The sequence below is a fragment of the Brevibacterium picturae genome (genome assembly GCF_900105045.1).
GTDB classification, from domain to species: Bacteria; Actinomycetota; Actinomycetes; order Actinomycetales; family Brevibacteriaceae; genus Brevibacterium; species Brevibacterium picturae.
Map to the genome: position 1 here is coordinate 1,746,556 of NZ_LT629739.1, position 19,719 is coordinate 1,766,274.

The 19,719-nt window shown below is 63.3% G+C and carries 20 protein-coding genes; 7 read left to right on the top strand and 13 right to left on the bottom strand.

Annotation, left to right across the window (positions count from 1 at the left end; genetic code table 11):
• Window positions 1-10 precede the first annotated feature (10 nt).
• Both BLT92_RS08190 and BLT92_RS08195 read right to left on the bottom strand, forming a co-directional pair.
• Window positions 11-1,612, bottom strand: a complete 1,602-nt coding sequence (locus tag BLT92_RS08190) for a GMC family oxidoreductase (protein WP_092108981.1) — start codon at window positions 1,610-1,612, stop codon at window positions 11-13.
• Window positions 1,612-2,187, bottom strand: coding sequence for a hypothetical protein (locus BLT92_RS08195; protein WP_092104744.1), 576 nt, complete (start codon window positions 2,185-2,187; stop codon window positions 1,612-1,614). The genes BLT92_RS08190 and BLT92_RS08195 overlap by 1 nt, the downstream gene beginning before the upstream one ends.
• Before the next feature lie 150 nt (window positions 2,188-2,337).
• Between BLT92_RS08195 and BLT92_RS08200 the strand changes: the two genes are divergently transcribed.
• The 3 genes from BLT92_RS08200 (at window position 2,338) to BLT92_RS08210 (ending at window position 4,406) form a co-directional block, all read left to right on the top strand.
• A complete protein-coding gene (locus BLT92_RS08200; RefSeq protein WP_172802575.1) occupies window positions 2,338-3,108 on the top strand; it encodes an IclR family transcriptional regulator in 771 nt (256 codons plus the stop codon).
• Window positions 3,109-3,217: 109 nt separating this feature from the next.
• Entirely contained in the window at window positions 3,218-4,003 is a 786-nt protein-coding gene (locus BLT92_RS08205; protein ID WP_092104746.1) for an acetoin reductase, read from the top strand.
• Window positions 4,004-4,076: 73 nt separating this feature from the next.
• Entirely contained in the window at window positions 4,077-4,406 is a 330-nt protein-coding gene (locus tag BLT92_RS08210; RefSeq protein ID WP_092104748.1) for a putative quinol monooxygenase, read from the top strand.
• 49 nt (window positions 4,407-4,455) lie between these two features.
• Here BLT92_RS08210 and BLT92_RS08215 read toward each other — a convergent pair whose 3' ends face one another.
• The 8 genes from BLT92_RS08215 to BLT92_RS08250 form a co-directional block, all read right to left on the bottom strand.
• Window positions 4,456-4,968, bottom strand: a complete 513-nt coding sequence (locus tag BLT92_RS08215) for an NADPH-dependent FMN reductase (RefSeq protein ID WP_092104750.1) — start codon at window positions 4,966-4,968, stop codon at window positions 4,456-4,458.
• Between the two features lie 206 nt (window positions 4,969-5,174).
• Window positions 5,175-5,870 (bottom strand): helix-turn-helix domain-containing protein, encoded by a 696-nt coding sequence (locus tag BLT92_RS08220; protein ID WP_231939090.1) that lies wholly within the window; start codon window positions 5,868-5,870, stop codon window positions 5,175-5,177.
• A gap of 52 nt (window positions 5,871-5,922) precedes the next feature.
• Window positions 5,923-7,437, bottom strand: coding sequence for a tripartite tricarboxylate transporter permease (locus BLT92_RS08225; protein WP_092104754.1), 1,515 nt, complete (start codon window positions 7,435-7,437; stop codon window positions 5,923-5,925).
• A gap of 9 nt (window positions 7,438-7,446) precedes the next feature.
• Window positions 7,447-8,055, bottom strand: a complete 609-nt coding sequence (locus tag BLT92_RS08230; protein WP_092104756.1) for a tripartite tricarboxylate transporter TctB family protein — start codon at window positions 8,053-8,055, stop codon at window positions 7,447-7,449.
• Window positions 8,052-9,113, bottom strand: coding sequence for a Bug family tripartite tricarboxylate transporter substrate binding protein (locus BLT92_RS08235; protein WP_092108986.1), 1,062 nt, complete (start codon window positions 9,111-9,113; stop codon window positions 8,052-8,054). Before BLT92_RS08235 ends, BLT92_RS08230 begins: the two co-directional genes overlap by 4 nt.
• Window positions 9,114-9,211: 98 nt before the next feature.
• Complete coding sequence (locus BLT92_RS08240; protein ID WP_092104758.1) at window positions 9,212-10,444, bottom strand: CaiB/BaiF CoA transferase family protein; 1,233 nt, start codon at window positions 10,442-10,444, stop codon at window positions 9,212-9,214.
• Window positions 10,437-11,357 (bottom strand): hydroxymethylglutaryl-CoA lyase, encoded by a 921-nt coding sequence (locus BLT92_RS08245; protein ID WP_092108989.1) that lies wholly within the window; start codon window positions 11,355-11,357, stop codon window positions 10,437-10,439. The genes BLT92_RS08240 and BLT92_RS08245 overlap by 8 nt, the downstream gene beginning before the upstream one ends.
• A gap of 259 nt (window positions 11,358-11,616) precedes the next feature.
• Window positions 11,617-12,864 carry a CaiB/BaiF CoA transferase family protein gene (locus BLT92_RS08250; protein ID WP_092104759.1) on the bottom strand — a complete coding sequence of 416 codons (1,248 nt, stop codon included), beginning with the start codon at window positions 12,862-12,864 and terminating at the stop codon, window positions 11,617-11,619.
• Window positions 12,865-13,321: 457 nt separating this feature from the next.
• Between BLT92_RS08250 and BLT92_RS20395 the strand changes: the two genes are divergently transcribed.
• Complete coding sequence (locus BLT92_RS20395) at window positions 13,322-13,714, top strand: hypothetical protein (protein ID WP_157691392.1); 393 nt, start codon at window positions 13,322-13,324, stop codon at window positions 13,712-13,714.
• A gap of 116 nt (window positions 13,715-13,830) precedes the next feature.
• Here the strand turns inward: BLT92_RS20395 and BLT92_RS08260 are convergent, their stop codons facing one another.
• The 3 genes from BLT92_RS08260 to BLT92_RS08270 form a co-directional block, all read right to left on the bottom strand.
• A complete protein-coding gene (locus BLT92_RS08260; RefSeq protein ID WP_092104763.1) occupies window positions 13,831-14,682 on the bottom strand; it encodes a fumarylacetoacetate hydrolase family protein in 852 nt (283 codons plus the stop codon).
• A gap of 252 nt (window positions 14,683-14,934) precedes the next feature.
• Window positions 14,935-15,849 carry a universal stress protein gene (locus tag BLT92_RS08265; protein WP_092104764.1) on the bottom strand — a complete coding sequence of 305 codons (915 nt, stop codon included), beginning with the start codon at window positions 15,847-15,849 and terminating at the stop codon, window positions 14,935-14,937.
• Complete coding sequence (locus tag BLT92_RS08270) at window positions 15,846-17,294, bottom strand: APC family permease (RefSeq protein ID WP_092104765.1); 1,449 nt, start codon at window positions 17,292-17,294, stop codon at window positions 15,846-15,848. The genes BLT92_RS08265 and BLT92_RS08270 overlap by 4 nt, the downstream gene beginning before the upstream one ends.
• Before the next feature lie 326 nt (window positions 17,295-17,620).
• Between BLT92_RS08270 and BLT92_RS08275 the strand changes: the two genes are divergently transcribed.
• The 3 genes from BLT92_RS08275 to BLT92_RS08285 are packed head-to-tail and all read left to right on the top strand — an operon-like array spanning window position 17,621 to window position 19,706.
• Window positions 17,621-18,049, top strand: a complete 429-nt coding sequence (locus tag BLT92_RS08275; protein ID WP_092104767.1) for an ArsR/SmtB family transcription factor — start codon at window positions 17,621-17,623, stop codon at window positions 18,047-18,049.
• A 1-nt stretch (window position 18,050) separates the two neighbouring features.
• Window positions 18,051-18,545 (top strand): SRPBCC family protein, encoded by a 495-nt coding sequence (locus BLT92_RS08280; RefSeq protein ID WP_092104768.1) that lies wholly within the window; start codon window positions 18,051-18,053, stop codon window positions 18,543-18,545.
• Window positions 18,546-18,581: 36 nt separating this feature from the next.
• A complete protein-coding gene (locus BLT92_RS08285; RefSeq protein WP_092104770.1) occupies window positions 18,582-19,706 on the top strand; it encodes a PLP-dependent cysteine synthase family protein in 1,125 nt (374 codons plus the stop codon).
• The last annotated feature ends 13 nt before the right edge of the window (window positions 19,707-19,719 follow it).

Here is a 19,719-nt window from a genome sequence, read left to right on the forward strand (position 1 = left end):
TGGTTCCTTCCTAAAGCTGCTGAGTCCGCAGCTGTTCGGCGATGTATTCGGCCTGCCGGATCGCCAGTGCGACGATGGTCAGAGTCGGATTGGCCGCCGCGCTTGAGGTGAAGACCGAACCGTCGGAGATGAAGAGGTTCTTCACATCGTGGGAGCGACCCCATTTGTCGACCACGCCGTCCTCAGGTCGTTCGCTCATTCTCGCGGTGCCCAGATTGTGCGTCGACGGATACGGCGGTGTCCGATGCGAGGTCTGCGCCCCGACCGCCCTGTAGACGCTCTCACCTGCAGCGTAGCCGTGTTCACGCATTGCCAGGTCGTTGACGTGATCGTCGTAGTGGACGTTCGGTACGGGAAGACCATGCTGATCCTTGACCGTGGTGTTCAGTGTGATCCGGTTGGACTCCTGCGGCAGGTCCTCTCCGACGATCCACATGCCGGCCGTGTTGAGGTAGCGATCCATGAGCGCGGCGAAGTCAGGACCCCAGGCACCGGGCTCGACGAATGCCGACATGAAGGCCGGGCCCAGTGCGATCGTCTCCATGTAGTAGCCTCCTGCGAATCCGCGGTCGGGATCGTGGATCGACTCATCGGCGATGACGCCGGCCATGGTCTCGCCCCGGTACATTCGCACGGGCTTGTCGAAGTGCCCCCACACTGTCCCGGTGAGGTGGCGCATGTAGTTGCGTCCCACCTGGCCCGAGGAATTGGCCAGACCATCGGGGAAGCTCGGCGTCGCCGACAGGAGCAGGAGTCGAGGTGTTTCGATCGAGTTGCCGGCCAGACACACCAGCTTGGCGGCCTGCCGCTGCAGGTTGCCGTCCCCGTCGAGGTAGAGGACCGCATCGGCATTGCCCTGGGAGTCGTGGGTGATCTGCACGGCCTGAGAATCGGGACGAAGATCGAGCAGTCCCGTCTCTTCTGCTCGCGGAATCTCACGGACCAAGGTCGACCACTTGGACTTGTTCTTGTCTCCTTGGAAGTTGAATCCGTCCTGGATCGAGGCCGGTCGGCCGTCGTACTCTTCGGCGTTGGTGGCATAGGGGCCGGTGGCGTAGTAGCGGTATCCGACTTCCTTGGCGCCGTTGGCAAAGACCTTGTAGTTGTTGTTCGCCGGCAGGGGCGGACGTCCGTGGACGTGAGTCGAACCCATCGATTTCTCGGCTCGGTCGTAGTACGGAGCCATCTCTTCGAGCGTGATCGGCCAGTCGAGGAGATTGGCTCCCTCGATGCGTCCATAGGCGCTGCGGGCACGGAACTCATGATTCTTGAAACGCGGGGTGGCTCCGGACCAGTGGGTCGTCGTGCCTCCGACGGCCTTGACGATCCATGCCGGCAGGTTGGGGAAGTCCTGCGCGATTCGCCATGATCCTGTCGTCGTCCGCGGATCCAGCCAGGCCATCTGGTTGAACGCTTCCCATTCGTTGTTGACGTAATCGTCATGTCCCAGATGGGGACCTGCTTCGAGGACGACGACGGGAATTCCCTTGGCCGTCAGCTCATACGCGAGGGTGCCACCTCCGGCGCCTGACCCGATGATGACGACTGCCTCGTCGTTCTGGTCGATGCTGTAGCCGGTGACACTGCCACCGGACGCTGGTTTCGCTGCCATCATCTCTTCACCTCGCCCATGTCGGCCTGCTCAGCGCTCGGCTGATTCGTCGATTCGTCTGCCACGTTGACCGTCTGCGGTCCCAGGTGCGCACCCGGGCCGAGTTCCGGCAGGTCCTCGCCTTCCGGATAGAGGATGCGCGGTTCGGGCAGCCAGTCCAGATCGTTGAATCCTCGATTGACATAGCCGCCGAGGTCGAACGACGGTCCTTGGTATCCCAGGATCTCCCACACCTCTTCGTCGTCGTAGAGGCCGAGTGCCGCGGTGCGGCGAACGAATCCGAAGAACTCCGTGCCTTCGACCCGGCGCAGCACCCGCAGGGCTTCGTCGTCATTGAGTGAGCAGAAGCTCTTGTCCGAGAGCTGATCAAGTGACTGCAGACCCTGGATCAGTGCCACCCGGAACCAGGTCTCAGCGTCGGCTTCGACGAGGATCTTGTCGGCGGTCCGTTCATAGGGTCCATCGGGAAAATTCTCATGTGGAAACGCCACACGCAGAACTCTGACGAGTGTTCGCCGAGCTTCATCGGTCATCTCCATCGCATTCAGCGACGGAAATTTGGCGGGGAATGCCATCTGGTGCTCCTTTGCTCCTCTTCTGGTGTCCCGGTGCTGATGTCTCGCTGGTCCCGGGCACCTTTGCCGAACCGGTCACAAGCAACCTATGTGATCCGTGACACCAGCCGCTATCCTTATTCTCGCGAGGCGATAATCATAGGAGCGCAAATGTCGAACAGTGCAGTCATCCATCGGACCTTCTCCGTGCTCGAGGCGGTGTCCGCTTCCGGCAGCGCCTCGGCGAAGACCGTGGCCGACCGTCTGGAGATCCCTCTTCCCACGGTGTATCGCCTGCTCCACGAACTCGAAGACTGCAACTACCTCGCCTATCTCAAGGAAGACAAGTGCTTCGAGCTCGGGCCGAAGTGCTTTGAACTCGGCCTCTCCTTCCAGCAGCGTCTCGTTGCACCGCACCCCATCCGCCAGATCACCGATGAGCTGCATCGCAGCTTGGGCACGGCCGCCTATTTCGCGATCTATCGCGGGTCGGACATTCTGCTCACCTACTCCTCCGACTGCGAGAAGCATCCGCGGCTCCGTCCCTTGCGCTTCGGCTTCCATGAGGCTGCCCACGCGACCGCCTTCGGCAAGATCCTGCTCTCGGCCATGCCCGAGGCCCAGCGCACCGAGTACCTCGATGCGCGTGGGATGCAGGTGCTCACTCCGCATACGATCGTGCGGCGAGATCTCCTCGACATCCATCTGGAAGAGGTGGCCACCAGGGGCATCGCGTGGGAGCACGACGAGTTCCTGCCACGGCAGACCTGCGCCGCGGTTCCCGTCCGCAACGGCACCGGCATGCAGGTCGGAGCGATTGCTGTGAGCACCCCGTCGAGCAAGGCGAACGGACGCATGAAAGTACTCGAGTCGACCCTGCGTCAACATGCCGGACTGTGTTCGAGGTATCTGCGTAGCGGCACCCGCCGAGAGGCCTCCTGAGGCACCCATTTCAGTTTCTCATCACATGAGAACGCCCGTGTTCTCTTCGGTCCGTTCCCACACAGACTGATCTTGCTCACTCAAGGACGAGACGTGAAGGGGTACAACTATGAACACGACCAACAGCATCGCCGTCGTCACAGGATCAGCACGAGGAATCGGACAGGGCATCGCACAGCGCCTCGGCGCCGATGGACATCACGTCATCGTGGCCGACCTTCCCACAATGCAGGAGGGGGTACAGGAAACGGTATCGACCATCGAAGCCGCCGGCGGCAAGGCCACCGGAGCCGAGGTCGACGTCACCGATCAGGCCTCGGTCGAAGCACTGGTGGCCACCGCCGTCGAAGTGGGCGGAAAGCTCGACGTCTTCGTGGCCAATGCCGGCATCGCCCAGGTCGAACCCCTGATCGACTATTCCAAGGAGGATTTCGAGAAGATCCTCAACGTCAACATCACCGGCGTGTTCCTGTCCTACCAGGCCGCTGCCAAGCAGATGATCGAACAGGGCAACGGCGGAAAGATCATCGGCGCGGCGTCGATCGTCGCCTTCCGCCCGTTCGCACTGCTCTCACCCTATTCGGCCACCAAGTGGGCTGTGCGAGGACTGACGCAGGGCGCCGCGATGGAATGGGCGAAACACGGGATCACCGTCAACGCCTACGGACCAGGCATTGTGGGAACCTCGATGTGGGATCTCATCGATGAGAAGCTCGGAGAACAGGAGGGATTGGCCAAAGGGGAAGCAATCAAGAAGTACGCGGGAGACATCCTCCTCGGACGTGTATCGGTTCCCGAGGATGTCGCGAACCTCGTATCGTTCCTCTCCAGCGAGGACTCGGACTACATCACCGGCCAGACCATGCTCGTCGACGGCGGCATGCAGTTCTCCTGAGACACACCGCACCTCAACCAGCACCAGTGTCGGCGAAGACCCCGCCGACCCAATCAGCTACGAAAGGATCCACATGATTTTCATCGTCGTCAAGTTCCAGGTCAAGCCCGAGAAGGCCGAGGAATGGCCGCAGATCACCAAGGAGTTCACCGAGGCGACGCGAGCCGAGCCGGGAAACAAATGGTTCGACTGGTCACGCAGCCTCGACGACCCCAATGAATACGTGCTCGTCGAAGCCTTCGATGACGACGCTGCCGAAGCGCACGTGAAGTCCGACCACTTCCAGAAGGCGACCGCAGACGGCGGACCGATGAACAGCGCCCTCGTGTCCACTCCGAAGATCATCTCTCGCCAGATCGACGGCGAGGGCTGGGACGAGATGGGAGAGCTTCAGGTCGACTGACCCCTGCTGGTCTCCCGGCACGGAGCCCCGACGCCCCTGTGTCGGGAGATCAGGCTCGGGCCTTCACCTCCGGCAGGTAGCCAGCTTGCTTCTCCACCCACTCATCGAGGATCGCAGCGCGCTCGTCGAATTTCGCCGTCGGGAATGAAAGACCAGCGGTGGGAACACTGGCGCCAAGTTCCACGAGGAGCGGCCTCAGTGTGAAATCCACGGCCAGCTGATGTGCGGGCGAACCGATGGTGAAGACCGGGATCGCAGTGACGCCGTGCAGTCCACCGGCGTCGAAGCGGTCAACAAACGCCTTGAGCAGGCCGGTGCAGCTCGCCTTGTACGTGGGCGTCGCGATCACGGCGTAGGTCGAAGTCTGCAGCTGGTCGGTGAGCGCGCTCAGCTTGGACGACTCCCACTCGAAGATCTCATCGGTCACCTCGCCGAACTCAATGGTCGAACCGGTATCCGCGCCGGTCAGAGCCGCGATGCGCTCCGCAAGATCTTCGGCGATCTGACGCGTCCTCGATCCGGGATTGGGGTTGCCGACGACTGCTGTGATTCGTGATCCCATGGGTGTTCCTCTCCTCACATGCTCACCGGCTGGAGGCGATGATGAGCACAACACTAAGAGGGGCCGGCAGAGGCAGCGGGATCACTGTTCATCTGACGTCATGCGCGATGCTTCTCGCACCGTACTCGGACCCATCGCCGGATCGGGCATGGCGCTCTACATGGCGGGGGGCCGCACCCGAGCAGCACCTCATGCCCCACCACCCCTCATTCAGACCGACGTGCCCCCAGCGCCAACCGCGCGATATCCCTGAGAACTGCGAACTCTTCGCTATCCTCGAGCAGCGTCTTGAGCTCGACCGCGGCCTGACCCAGCACGGTCCGGTAGACGCCGGCGACATTGTCCGGCTCCCGGGTCAGAGGGTAGGACACACAGAGGGCGAGGATGGCTCCACCGACGGTGAAGGCCACACTCGCCGAGGCGGTCCCCTTCACGCGTGCCTGCTTCGTGGCGTAGAACTCCTGCGGGTTGCCCGGCCCGCACAGCGCCAGCGCGGCAGAGCCGCCGTCGACGAGAGGGAGGACGGTGCCGACGCTGCGGGAGACGCGGAGTTCATGGTCGGCTTCGACGTTGCGTACGCACACTCTGTCCTCGCCGACGCGAACCCACAGCTGCACCGATTCGCTGGTCAGAGTCCGCAGGTGTTCGAGCACCGAATTCGTCGTCGCGATGCTGCGACGGCCTGGGAACGGTCCCAGACGCAGCAGTCCATTGGTGTCGCGGACGATGAACCGGTGGGTGCGCAGATCGGCCAGGAGCCGATAGGTCGTGGACTTGGAGTAGCCCAGGCGACGGCATACCTCGGCAGCGGACATCGGGGTGTCCTGCAGTGCCGTGAGGATCGCAGCACTGCGATCGATGACGCCGATCTCCTTCGCCGAGGTGTCAGAGATGTCAGTCATGGAGCTCTCCCTCATGAAACCTTCCATTCGTTCTCTTGAATCATCTGTCCCTTCACCCCACACTCACATCGGCCAGCAGCTGGCGCCGACGGACCCACCAGCGGAAGATGACCGGACCGACGATGCCCAGGACCATCAGAATGACGATCGACAGTGACACGGGCCGGGTCAGCAACGGCATGAACGATCCGCCCGAGATCTGGAGCATGCGCCGGAAGTTGTCTTCGAGCAACGGCACCAGAACTAGGGCCAGGATGGACGGCGCCAGTGGGATCTCACCTTTGTCCATGAGATAGCCGATGACGCCAAAGATGCCGAGCAGCATGAGTCCGAACAGGCTGAATTCGATCGCGTAGGCGCCGATGCCCACGAGGACGAGAATCGAGGAGAACAGAATCTCCTTGGGCATCTTGAGCAGTTTGACGAAGAGTCCGACGAGCGGCAGGTTGAGGATGATCAGTGCCACGTTGCCGATGTACATGCTGGCGATGATCGTCCAGATCAGTCCCGAGTCGTCGCGGAAGATCAGCGGTCCCGGCTGCAGCCCGTACATGGTGAACACGAACAGCAGCAGCGCCGTGGTCGCGGATCCTGGGATGCCGAGGCTGAAGAGCGGGATCATCGCTCCTCCGACACCGGCGTTGTTCGCAGCCTCGGGCCCGGCGACGCCTTCGATGGCGCCCTTTCCGAACTCGTCCTTCCGCTTCGAGATCCGCTTCTCCATGATGTAGGACATGAACGAGGCCAGGGACGGTCCGACTCCAGGCAGGATGCCGATGAAGAAACCGAGCACCGAGCCGCGAGCCCAGGGCATGGATGATCGCTGCCAATCCTGCTTCGTCATCCATCTGTCGTTGCCGAAACTCTGGATCTCATCCTTGGCCCCGCGTCCCAGAGCGAGGTTGCGGATCGCTTCGGGGATGGCGAAGAGCGCCATCGCGAAGATCGTGAAGTCGATCCCGTCGGAGAGCAGGCTCATGCCGAAGGTCTGGCGCGGCAGGCCCGTCTGGAAGTCGAGGCCGACGAGTCCCACGGCCAGTCCGATGAAGATCGAGATGAGCGCCTTGGCCCGCGATCCCGACGACATCGTCGACGCCAGCAGCAGAGCCGTTGCCATAAGCAGGAAGTATTCGGTGGAGCCGAAGACGTTCGCCAGTTTCACCAGCACCGGGGAGAGGAATGTCAGCCCGATGATCGCCAGGGTGCCGGCGAGGAATGAGCCGATCGCGGCGGTCGCGAGTGCGGCCTTGCCCCGACCTCGGCGAGCCATCTCGTAACCTTCGATGGCGGTCACCGCACTGGCGATCTCACCCGGTGTTTTGATGAGTGTGGCGGTGATCGAGCCGCCGTACATCGAACCGTAGTAGATGCCGCACAACAGGATCAGTCCGTGCACCGGCTCCATGCCGAAGGACACCGGAATGAGAATGGCGATCGCGGAGATCGGTCCGATGCCCGGCAGCACGCCCACGACGGTTCCCAGCAGCACGCCGAGGAGGGCGAAAATCAGGCTGAGAGGCTCCAGCGCCGAGGCGAAGCCGCCGCCCAGATCGATGAGTGTGTCCATGTTCGCCCCCTATCCCAGGATTCCGACGGGCAGATACACGGCCAGCCCGTAGACGAACGCAATGTAGATGACGACGGAGAACAGCACCGAGAAGATGAGGTTGCGCACCCACCTGTGAGGGGCATAGATGCTGGTCATCGTCATCAGGAAGGCCGCCGTCGAGAGCAGGAAGCCGACCGGGATGAGGATTCCGAGGTAGACGAAGAAGAGCGCGAACTGCAGCACGACCTGCTTCGATTTCGGCTCTTCGGGAGCGTCGATGACGGCCCCTGTGCGCTCGTCTCCCGAAGCCGGATCCGCAGAAGCGTCATCCACCGAGGTGGCTCCGTGTTCCGCATTAACACACGCCGAGGTTGTCCCATCGATCCCGCCGCCCGCCGGGGCAGCCCCACCAGGGGCCACCTCGGCGAGCTTCCGGCTCCGGTACAGTGCCTGACCGGCGAGGAAGAGGCCGAGCACGATGAGCGCAACACCCACGATCGCGGGGAAGGTCGCCGGAGTGATGATGTTCCTCGTCTCCTGGATCCAGAACGTCGCAATGTAGTAGACCGTGCCGACGAGCGTGACGGCGATGCCGGTGATGACATCACCTCGCCGTGCCGGACTCAACGTCTTCATTTGCTGGTGCCCAGGTCGGTTTCCTTGACGCCCTCCTCAACGGTGGCGGCGGCCTCGTCGGCGTACTTCTGGGCGTCGTCGCCGGTGAGGAACTCGGGAGCCCACTGGTTCTTCTCGACCGTGTCCTTCCATGTGGCCGAGTTGCTGACCTCTTCGAGCGCCTTCGCCCAGTAGTCGACGGCTTCCTGCGGCATCTCGGCCGGGCCGTAGACGCCTCGCCAGTTGCCCAGGGTCACGTCGTAGCCGGAATCGGCAGCGGTGGGAACCGAGTCATACGGAGCCGCGAGCGGCTCCTTCGCGAAGGTCAACAGCGGCTTGATGTCACCGGATTCCAACACGGAACGGAATTCGCTCAGCCCGGCAATGGCGACCTTCGCATCGCCGTTGAGCATCGCGGTGGTCTGCTCGCCGCCGCCCTCGTAGTTGACGAAGTTGATGTCGACCGGGTCGATGCCGGCTTCCTTGGCGAAGAGTGCAAAGGGCAGCGTGTCATCGCCGGAGGCGGCCACGGTGACCTTCTGCGGATCTTCCTTCAGCGCCTTGACCAGGCCCTCGACGTTTTTGATGTCACCGTCGTCGGGGGCGACGACCATGAAGTCCTCGACGTACATGGTGGCGATGAGTGTAGTGTCCTCCGGGCCGAATTCGCACAGCCCGCGGGCCTTCATCGTCTGGCTGGCCAGCGAGGTGATCGCGATCTGGTCGTCCTTGCCCTTCTCCTGCTGCATCATCGACGTCATCCACATGCAGCCCGTACCGCCGGGCTGGTTCTTGACCGGAAGCGGCGTAGAGACGATCTCTTCCTTCTGCAGGGCCTCGACGAGGGCGCGTGCCGTGGTGTCCCAGCCGGAGCCGGGTTCGGCCGGAGCGCTGACCGTGACCGGGCCCGTCGGGTAGTCGCCGCCCTCTCCCGGCGGCTGAGCCTTGTTGCCGCAGCCCGTGGCCACGAGCGCCAGTGATGCGAGCACCGCGCCTACCGTGAGTGCGGGTCTCAGTGCCCGTTTCCTCCCCCTCGCCGAGGTGGCCCGTCCTTGTCCTGTGATCGCCGTTGACCGCATTGCTTCTCCTTCGAATGCAACTGTCATCTTCATTTTTCCAAGGTCTGTGGTGGTGCAGTTGTGTGCTGAGGTCCGTGGTCGTGCTGAACTCTGCGGTGCTACTGGGACTGCGTCTTCGACTCGCCGACGTCGGTATCTGAGTCGATCGGCTCAGTCTGTTCAGCGGCATCCGGTGGGCCGTCACGGTAGCGGATGTTGTGCTCTCCGGGTCTGGGCACATCGCTGCGCAGCCCCAGCCGACGGCCGCCGAAGGTCAACGGCAGCAGGGGAACATCGACCTGGTCTCCGCTGGGCAGCCCCGTGCTGGCCAGAGCCCCGGAGGCGACGAGGTGGGCGTCGGTGGTGAGATCGGCGGGGGTGTTCACGGGAGCGACCGGCAGTCCCCTGCGCGTGCACTTCTCCTCGATCTCGGCGAGGTCGAGCCGCGAGAGTGCCGCCTGCAGCTGCGTGTGGATGCGATCGCGCTGGTCGACTCGCCCCTGGTTCGTCTCGAGCTCAGGATCACCGGACAGGTGCCTCAGATCGAACTCATCGCAGAGATCATGCCATTGGCCGTCGCTGACGGCGGCGACGAAGATCTGATCATCGTGCTTGTCGCGGAAGATGTCGTAGACGGCCCAGGTGGCTCTGCGGGTGGGCATCGGCCGCAGCGGTTCCCCGCTGAGCTGAGCCTGTGCCATGTGCGTGCCGACGAGGAAGGCGTTGTTCTCGAACAGGGCCGAGTTGATGACCTGTCCTTCCCCAGTGCGCTCACGCACACGCAGTGCCGAGAGCACACCGATGACACCGAACATGCCGCCCATGATGTCGTTGACGCTGGCGCCTGCCCGCAGAGGCTGTCCGGGCGGACCGGTCATATAGGCGAGCCCGCCGAGCATCTGCACGACCTCGTCGAGGGCGGTGCGCTGACCGTAGGGCCCGGCCAGGAAGCCCTTGAGGGAACAGTAGATGAGGCGGGGATTGCGCTGCGCGAGTTCGTCATAGCCGTAGCCCATGGATTCCATCTTCCCGACCCGGAAGTTCTCGAGGAGAACATCGGCGGAATCGATGAGGGACAGGGCGACGTCGCGGTCGGCCGCCTCGGCGATGTCGAGTTGGACGGAGCGCTTGTTGCGGTTGAAAGCGGGGAACAGCCCCGAGCCGGATCCGGGCAGATAGCGGGTCTTGTCCCCGGCTCCGCGCGGTTCGACCTTGATCACCTCGGCGCCCAAGTCGGCGAGGATCATTCCGCAGCTGGGACCCATGACCATGTGGGAAAACTCGATGACGCGGATGCCCGCCAGCGGCAGAGTCTGGGCGTCGACGGTGGAGGATTCAGCCTGGTCACGCATGGAATGCCGCCGGGACAGCGGGGATCGCGGACAGACTGGAGGTCAGTTCGTGGCCGACGGCGGCCGTCAGCGGATCCCTGACTGCTGAGAGTGCTTCAACGTCGACGCCGGTGGCCACGCCTTCGCGATGGAGAAGGTGGACGAGGTCGTCGGTGCCGATGTTACCGGCCGCACCTGGGGCGAAGGGGCAGCCGCCCAGTCCGCCCATGGCCGCGTCGAAGTTCGAGACTCCCAGATCGAGTGCGGCGATGACGTTGGCCATGCCGAAGTTGTACGTGTCGTGAAGGTGCAGGCTCACCGGTTTGTCAGGGAATGCCTCCATGACCGCCGAGGTGTTCCTGGCCACCAATGAGGGGTTGGCGTTTCCGATGGTGTCGGCGACCCCGATGCCATGTGCCCCGGCATCGACGAAGGGGCGCAGTACCTCGACGAGGTGGTCCGGGTCGGTGATGCCGTCGAAGGGGCAGATGAAGCTGACCGCAGTGGTGATGTCGAAGCGAACGCCGTAGTCACGGGCGAAGGCCGCAGCTTCGAGGAGACGATCGGTGGCCTGAGCGATCGGGGCGTCGGAATTCGCCTGCGAATGGCCCTCGGAGGCGGAGAGGACGAGCTTGATGTTCTTCGCTCCGGCGTCGACGGCGCGCTGGGCGCCCTTGAGGTTGAAGACGAGCGTGAAGAAGTCGACGCCCTCTGCCTCGAAGAGCTGGAGGCGCTGCAGGACTTCGCCGGTGTCGGCCATCTGCGGGACCTTCTTCGGATTGACGAAGGATCCGACCTCGATCTCCTTGAGGCCCGCGGCGATGAGCTGCTCGCCGAGTGCGACCTTGGCGTCGGTGGGAACGATGGCGTCTTCGATCTGCAGACCGTCGCGCAGAGTCGTGTCGAGAATCGTGACCGATGTGGGCCGAACCATGGTGAGAGCTCCTTCGTTGACCTGCCTCATTCCCGACCAGCGGGACGAGAACGGCTTCACGCTTCCTCGCATGTTGCCGTCTGCCCTCACCATAGTTGCCCTCAGCATCCCTGCGGTGAGCGCGGACGCGAACTGCTCGCTATGTGAGAATTACCAATGAAGCGAAGACGATCACTCCCGGCTAATGGGACATGACGTTTCTGCTCTTCAGACGTGTGTAGTCAGTCTCATGTGTGTAGCCAGTCGGGCGGGCGGGTGTTCAGTCACGTTCGGGCCGCTGGACTCCGAGCTGCTCGAGCACTTCGTCGGTGTGCTCGCCCAAGTCCGGGCCGAGGTGGTCGATCGGGATCGATGAACCGCCGATGACCGGAGTGATGCCGGGGAAGGCGACATCGGACAAGGTCTCTTCTCCGGTCGAGACATCGAGGTGCTGAATCATGTCGCGTGCGGCGAGCTGCTCGTCGGCGACGAGGTCTTCGGCGGTGTAGATCGGGCCGGCGGGAACTCCAGCTGTCTCCAAAGCGTCGACAACCTCGGTGACATCGCGCTGCGCGCACCAGGCGCCGATGGCCTCGTCGAGCTCCTCGCGCCGCTCCCATCGAGCTGCGTTGGTCTGCAGCTCGGGGTCCTCGCCGAGGTCGGGACGGTCGATGGCGTCCATGAGGCGTTTGTAGATTCCGTCTCCGTTGCCGGCGATGACCACGGACTTTCCGCCGGCGCAGAGGTAGCCGTTCGACGGGGCGATGCCCTCCATCCGGCCTCCGGTGCGCGTGCGCGTCTCGCCGAATGCGGAGTAGTCGGGGACGAGAGATTCCATTACGGAGAACATGGCTTCGTTCAATGCCACGTCGACCGTGCGATCGGCCAGCGAACCCCTGCCCTCGAAGCTGTGATCGGAGCCGACGACCGCCTCGGCGGCACCGGTGATCTTCTGGCGTTGACGATCGAAGAGCATCATCACGGCACCGAACGCGGCCTGCATTCCGGCGATGGAGTCACCGATCGACACGCCCACGCGCACCGGGGGACGGTCGGGGTCGCCGACGAGTTCCCGGAACCCGGAGTAGCCCTCGGCCACGGCGGCGAATCCCGGGCGTTCGGACATGGGTCCGGTCTGGCCGAAGGCGGAGATGCGGACGAGGATGATGTCGGGATTGGCCCCTTCGAGGACCTCGGGGCCCAGACCCCATTTCTCGATGGTCCCGGGACGGAAATTCTCGAGCACGATGTCGCTGCGGCGCACGAGCTCGAGGGCCGAGGCCCTGCCTTCCTCCGAGCGCAGATCGAGCACAACGGACTTCTTATTGCGATTGATGGTGCGGTAGAGCATCGAGGTGGTGCCTTGCTTGAGGCGCCAATTGCGCAGTTCGTCGCCGGTCTCGGGGCGCTCGATCTTGATGACCTCCGCGCCGAAATCGGCAAGCATGCGGCCTGTAGTGGGTGCCGCGATGTAGTTGCCGAGTTCGAGGACTCGCACACCGGTCAGTGGAAGACGACGTGCTGTCATCTCGATGCTCCTGTTCGTCGATCGGTCTCGGATCTGGCTGCCGGCAGGTGCCGGGGTGAGGCGGCTTGTCCCTGGTCGGGCTGGCTTGTGCCGACCGCTCTCATTCCCCGCTGGTCAATGCCGAGTCACGCCTGTGTGCAATAGTGCCAGGTCGGCGAGGTGAACTGCGACATTTCGGTTTTCAGGACGCCGTCTCAACGATGGTTCTCAGTGTGCGCCTGCTGACAGGATGACTGACCGAATGTTGGAATCGATGACCCTATCTTGTTGAAACGTCATTCACTGCGACGGTCTTCTCAGAGATTCCTGTGAAGATCGCCAGGAAATGAACAGCCTCTGAGACTTGAGCCAATTTCGCGCAATTTTCCTTGCTCCCCCTTGTGTCAAGACTTTTGATGTTTGAGACTGTCAACCAAGCCGCAGGACGCGGCCGTACGTCATCAACAAGGAGTGAATTATGTCGGAAGACTACGGACAGGGCAACGAGAACTTCGGCGGCGGCGACCAGGAGCAGGGCGGCGGCTTCGGCGGCGACCAGCAGCAGGGCGGCGGAGACTTCGGCGGCAACGAAGGCGGCCAGGAACAGGGCGGCCAGCAGGGCGGCGGAGACTTCGGCGGCGACCAGCAGGGTGGCGGCTTCGGCGGTAACGAAGGCGGCGACCAGGGCGGCTTCGGCGGCGGCGACCAGCAGGGTGGCGGCCAGGAGCAGCAGGGCGGCGGAGACTTCGGTGGCGACCAGCAGGGTGGCGACCAGGGCGGCTTCGGCGGCGGCGACCAGCAGCAGGGCGGCGGAGACTTCGGCGGCAACGAAGGCGGCCAGGAACAGGGCGGCTTCGACCAGGAGAACTGATTCTCTCAGCCTGAAAGCTTGATACAGCACAGTGGAGGGGCGGTGATATCACCGCCCCTCCACTGTGCTGTTGCATTGCCGCCGCGCGGGCTGCGCGGCGCATCGCATCAGGTCGGTCACTGCGTGACAGACACGACCTGCCGGTGCTGGCCGAGGCCGTCGATGTCCATTTCGACGACGTCGCCATCGGTTAAGTACGGGAACTTCCCCGACATCGCCACACCCTGCGGTGTGCCGGTGAGGATCACGTCGCCGGGCTCGAACGGCATCGTCTGGCTGAGCTGATGGATGATCTGCCCGACGTCGAAGATCAGGTCGCTCGTCGACGAATCCTGTCGCACCTCGCCATTGACCCAACTGCGCAGTCGCAGTGACTCGGGCTCCACCTCGGCGGCGGGCCTGATCCACGGGCCCAGGGGCGTGAAGCCGGGGAGATTCTTCCCCTTCGACCACTGACCGCCGGATTCGTCGATCTGGAATCGGCGTTCGGACAGGTCGTTGCCCAGGACATAGCCAGCGACGTGCGAATACGCGTCCTCCGCCGAGGCGACTCTGAAGGCTCGGGTGCCAATGACCAGTCCCAGCTCGACCTCCCAGTCGGCCTTCGTGGCATAGGGCGGCAGTTCGAGTTCATCGTAGGGGCCGGCGATCGTCGAGGGCATCTTGAAGAAGACGACAGGTGCTTCGGGCGGTTCGGCTCCTGCTTCTCGGGCATGCGCTGCGTAGTTCATGCCCACGCACACCACTGCCGAGGGGCGCGAGATGGGCGCACCGATGCGCCGATCCTCCGCTCCCTCAAGGGGCTTGAGTGCACCTTGATCCAGTGCAGCGCGAACTTCTCCGATGCCGTCGTCGGCAAAGAACTCCGAGTCGATATCTGTGGTCAGGGGGCGCAGGTCGTAGTGGACGTCCTTGTCGCGCACTACTGGGATTTCGTGGCCGATGGGGCCCAAACGCAGCAATTCCATACGGTTCCTCTCGTGTTCGTCAGGCTTGCGCATTCGGCCGTCGTTGGACGAATGTGCAGTGCAAGCCTGAGGTCCCCACGGTAATGGCGTCTCGCATCGTAAGTTGGAATCGTTCAAGTATTGGACGTCTGTTTTGTGGATGGTCGCACATCTTCTTCCGCACTACGGAAAAGGCGGCCTGCCCACCCGCATCGCCACCCTCCTGTCTCGGGGTTTCCCAGCCCCATTCCCCTGTCGACTTCTCCCGTCGACTCAGACGGCCGAGGCCGTGTAGTCCGACTTCGCCCGCCGGGGCACGACGACGATGGGGACCGGAGAGTGCTGCAGGATCCGCATGGCGTGGCTGCCCAGCGACACACGCTTGAGTGCCCCGAGACCGGAGGAGCCGAGCATCATCGCTTCGGGATCTTCCCACTCCACGGCTGTCAGCGCACTCGCCCAATCCGGTCCAGTCCCGATGGCGACGTCGGTCTCGCCGGGCTTGATCTGGAGCTGATCGATCGAGCACAGGATCTCGTCGGTGTCGCGCCGGATCACCTTTGCCCATTCGTCGATGACACCGGACTCGACGTCGAGTCCCACACCCGCCGCCGAGACCACCCGCGACCGGGGCGCGAAGGAAGCGATGCGGAAAGGCACGCCGGACTCGGCAGAGACCATCGCTGCCCCGAGAATGAGGTCCGCCGAGGTGGACGAACCGCTGTATGCGGCAGTGATCCTCCGCAGGCGAGCGCCCGGTGCCGCCCGGTATCCCACGGGCGCCAGCGCCACCGGCAGGCTGGCGCTGTGCAGCAGCCCAGTGGAGACCGAGCCCAGTGCGATCCGCCCCGGTTTCCCATCGGCGGCGGGACCCACGACGAGCCGGTAGGCATTCTCCTTCTGGCACATCTCGAGCAGCCCCCGTCGCGATGAACGGGCACCGTGGATGACGCATTCGGACTCGATGTCATCGGGAAGGATCGCCCGCACATCGTCCAGGGCAACCTCGGCGACACTGCGCAGCTTCTTCTGGTACTCGCTCTCGAAGTGTACGGGACTCATCGGAAAGGCAGCGGAATCGATGGCCGCCGCGACGAGTCGGTGCCCGTAGGACCGCGCGAGCACGATTCCCAGTTCTACTGCAGCCCTATTGTCCTGACCTGGTGCGATGCCGACGACGATGCTCATTGGTTTCCTCCTGTGGAATCGGATCCGTCCATGCTGTCATGTGCTGCCCGCTGTTTGCCGAGCACCGAGTTCTTACGGCCGACGATGAAGTACAGCCCAAGGATGACTGCAGTCCAGATGAGGAAGACCACGATCGTAATGACCTGGAGGTTGCTGATGATCCACAGGCAGCCGATGATCGCAAGCACCGGCAGGACCGGGTAGAAGGGCACCTTGAAGCCGCGCTCGAGGTTGGGTTCGCGCACCCGCAGGATGATGACGGCCAGGGACACGACGACGAAGGCGACGAGGGTGCCGATGCTCGTCATCTCGGCGAGGAAGTTCAGTGGGATGAACCCGGCCAGGATGGCGATGACCACGGTGACGACGATCGTGCCTTTGACCGGGGTGAGCGTGCGCGGATTGACGTCGCCGAAGAGCTTGGGCATCATCCCATCACGCGACATCGTGAACAGGATGCGGGTCTGGCCGTAGATCGAGACGAGGGTGACGGAGAAGATCGAGATCACGGCGCCGGCGGCGACGACGGTGCCGGGCCACTTGGCACCGACGATGTTCTCGAGGATCGCCGACAAGCCGGCGCTCTGTCCTTCGAACTCTTGCCAGGGCTGAGCCGACAGTGCTGCGATGGCCACCATGACGTAGACCGTGGTGACGATGAGGAGGGCCGCGATGAGTGCCCGGGGCATGGTCTTCTTCGGGTTCTTCGTCTCATCACCGGCGGTGGCGACGGCGTCCATTCCGACATAGCTGAAGAAGATCAGGCCGGAGCCTGCCACCACTCCGGAGAAGCCGAAGGGCGCGAAGTCCGCGAAGTTGTCGACGTTCCAGCCGGTGACTCCGACAAGCACGAAGAAGAGGAGGACGCCGATCTTCGTGCAGACCATGATGGTGTTGATGACGATCGATTCGCCCGTGCCGCGGACCAGGAGGAAGCAGCACATGGCCAGCAGCAGGATGGCCGGCAGGTTGACGACCCCACCTTCTTCCGGGGCGTAGGCCAGAGCGTGGGGAATCTCGAACCCGAAGAGGTTGAAGAGCAGCTGGTTGACGTACTGAGACCAGCCGACGGCGACCGCGGCACCCGCGACGCCGTACTCCAGGAGGAGACAGGCGGCGACCCCCATCGCCGGCAGCTCGCCGAGCGTTGCGTAGGCATAGGAGTATGAGGAGCCGGACACCGGCACGCTGCCGGCCAGTTCCGCGTAGCAGATGACCGCGAGGCCGGCGACGAGTCCGGCGATGACGAAGGACCAGATCACCGCCGGCCCGGCCACCGGCACCGACTCGGAGAGGATGAAGAAGATGCCGGTGCCGATGGTCGATCCGACGCCGATCATGGTCAGAGAGAACAGGCCGATCGTACGCTTGAGGTCACTCTCCGGACTCTCTCCCTGCTGTGGGACGGGCTTCACCCGGAACAGCTGCTGTCGCAAAGTTGCCATTGTCATTCTCCAGACTTCGTCGTCTCTCCTGCCAATGAGCACCGGGGCTGTCGATCATCGGTGATGACCGCCCGTCCTGATCCGGCACTTTCGATACAGCGACCATACGACAGTCCTGCCTCGCCGAGGTGGTGCACGGCAGAATTCGCGTCCGCGGAATTCGTTGTCCCCCCACGTTTAGGACCCGCCCAGGGGGCACATCCGCACTGACCAGTCGCGTTGGCGAACGCCTGCGAAAAACATTATTCAATGCAATGGTTGAATACATGTTTGTGTCGGCCTATAGTGATACTCAACCAGACGGTTGAATACAGATCGGAGGTTCTGTGTCAGACCAACTGACAAAGGTGTTCGCCGCCCTGGCCGACCCCACACGCCGAGACATGGTGGCCAGGCTGAGCGTCGCCGACGCCACGGTCAACGAGCTCGCCGAACCCTACGACGTGAGCCTCCAGGCCGTGTCGAAACACCTCAAGGTGCTCGAGGATTCGGGGCTGGTCACTCGCACCCGGGAGGCCCAGCGCAGACCGGTCCACCTCGAAGACAATGTGTTCGATCTGATGACCAAATGGATCGAGAGATACAGACAACAGGCAGAAGAACGCTACCAACGCCTCGACGCGGTCCTGGAAGCAATGAAGGACGCGGACAAGGACACGATGAATACGGACTCTGCCGCCGCCTCAGCGAGGGAATCCGAGAACGCATCGCAGACAGCTGGTGCACCGACACATCAATCACGCAAAGGAGCATGACATGACCACCACAGACACCGATTATTCGACCCTGAAGCTCGACGTCCCCGACGGAAGCCAGGCGTTGTCGATCACTCGGGATTTCGCCGCATCCCCGGACAAGGTGTTCCGGGCACACACCGACCCCGAACTGTTCGTGAAATGGTGCGGACCGGACACGATCACGAACAGGATCCGCGAGTGGGATGCGACCACGGGCGGGCACTGGAGCTACCTGGCCAGCGACGACAACGGCGAGTACGGATTCTTCGGCTCCTTCCACGAGGTGCGGGAGAACGAGCGCATCGTCCAGACCTTCACCTTCGAAGGCTTCCCCGATGCCGTGAGCCTCGAAATCCTCAGGCTCACCGACCTCGGCGATGGACGGACCCGTCTGAACTCGACGTCGATCTTCGACTCGGTCGAATCCCGCGACGGCATGGTCGCCTCGGGCATGGAACACGGTATTCGCGAAGGCTACGACAAACTCGAGAGGATGCTCGCTGCGGGACTGTGATCGTCAGCGGCGAACTTGTCCCATAAGCTCGATGGCATGACCGAGACATACGACAGCCTGATCGCACCTGCCGAAGACGACATCGACCGCTACGATCCGGAAGCGCGCCGCTGGTTGACAGGTGCGATCAAGGCAGTCCAATCGGATGCCAAGCGATCCTCTGACACGCACCTTCTGCACGTGCCCCTGCCTGCCGAATGGGGGATCGACCTCTACCTCAAAGACGAATCGAGCCATCCCACCGGATCCCTCAAACATCGTCTGGCCCGGTCACTCTTCCTTCACGCTCTGTGCAACGGTTGGATTCGCTCCGGTCGTCCCGTCGTGGAGGCCTCCAGTGGTTCGACTGCAGTCTCCGAAGCGTACTTCGCACAGCTCATCGGCGTTGACTTCATCGCCGTCATGGCTCGGTCCACCAGCGCCCAGAAGATCTCCCTCATCGAGTTCTACGGCGGCACCTGCCATTTCGTCGACAACGCCAACGAGGTCTACACAGTCGCCGCTGATCTGGCTGCGGAGTCCGGCGGTCACTACATGGACCAGTTCACCTATGCCGAACGAGCCACGGACTGGCGCGGCAACAACAATATCGCCGAGTCGATCTTCGATCAGATGTCGAGTGAGACCTATCCTGAACCGTCCTGGATCATCGCCACCGCCGGCACGGGCGGCACCTCGGCGACCCTGGCCAGATACGTTCGCTACACCGGCCGGGCCACCGGCATCTGTGTGGCCGATCCTGACAATTCAGCCTTCTTCGCCGGATGGCGCGACCATGATCCGGCGGCGACGACCGATCAGGGATCCCGGATCGAGGGCATCGGACGACAGCGGGTCGAGGCCAGCTTCATCCCCTCGAGCATCGATCGGATGATGCATGTTCCAGATGCTGCCGCCATCGCCTCCATCCAGCTGCTCGAGAAACTGATGGGGCGTCGCGCCGGGGCGTCGACCGGCACCGGCCTGTGGGCCGCATTCCGCATCGTGTCGCAGATGAAGGCGGCCGGGCAGAGGGGAAGTCTGGTGTCGCTGATCTGCGACCCCGGCGAGCGCTACCTCGACAAGTACTATTCGCCGGAATGGCTCACAGAGGCAGGGATCGACACGATCCCCTACCGGGAACGCCTCTCGGAATTCATTGCCAGCGGTCGCCTTGGCTGAACTCGGCTAGGCG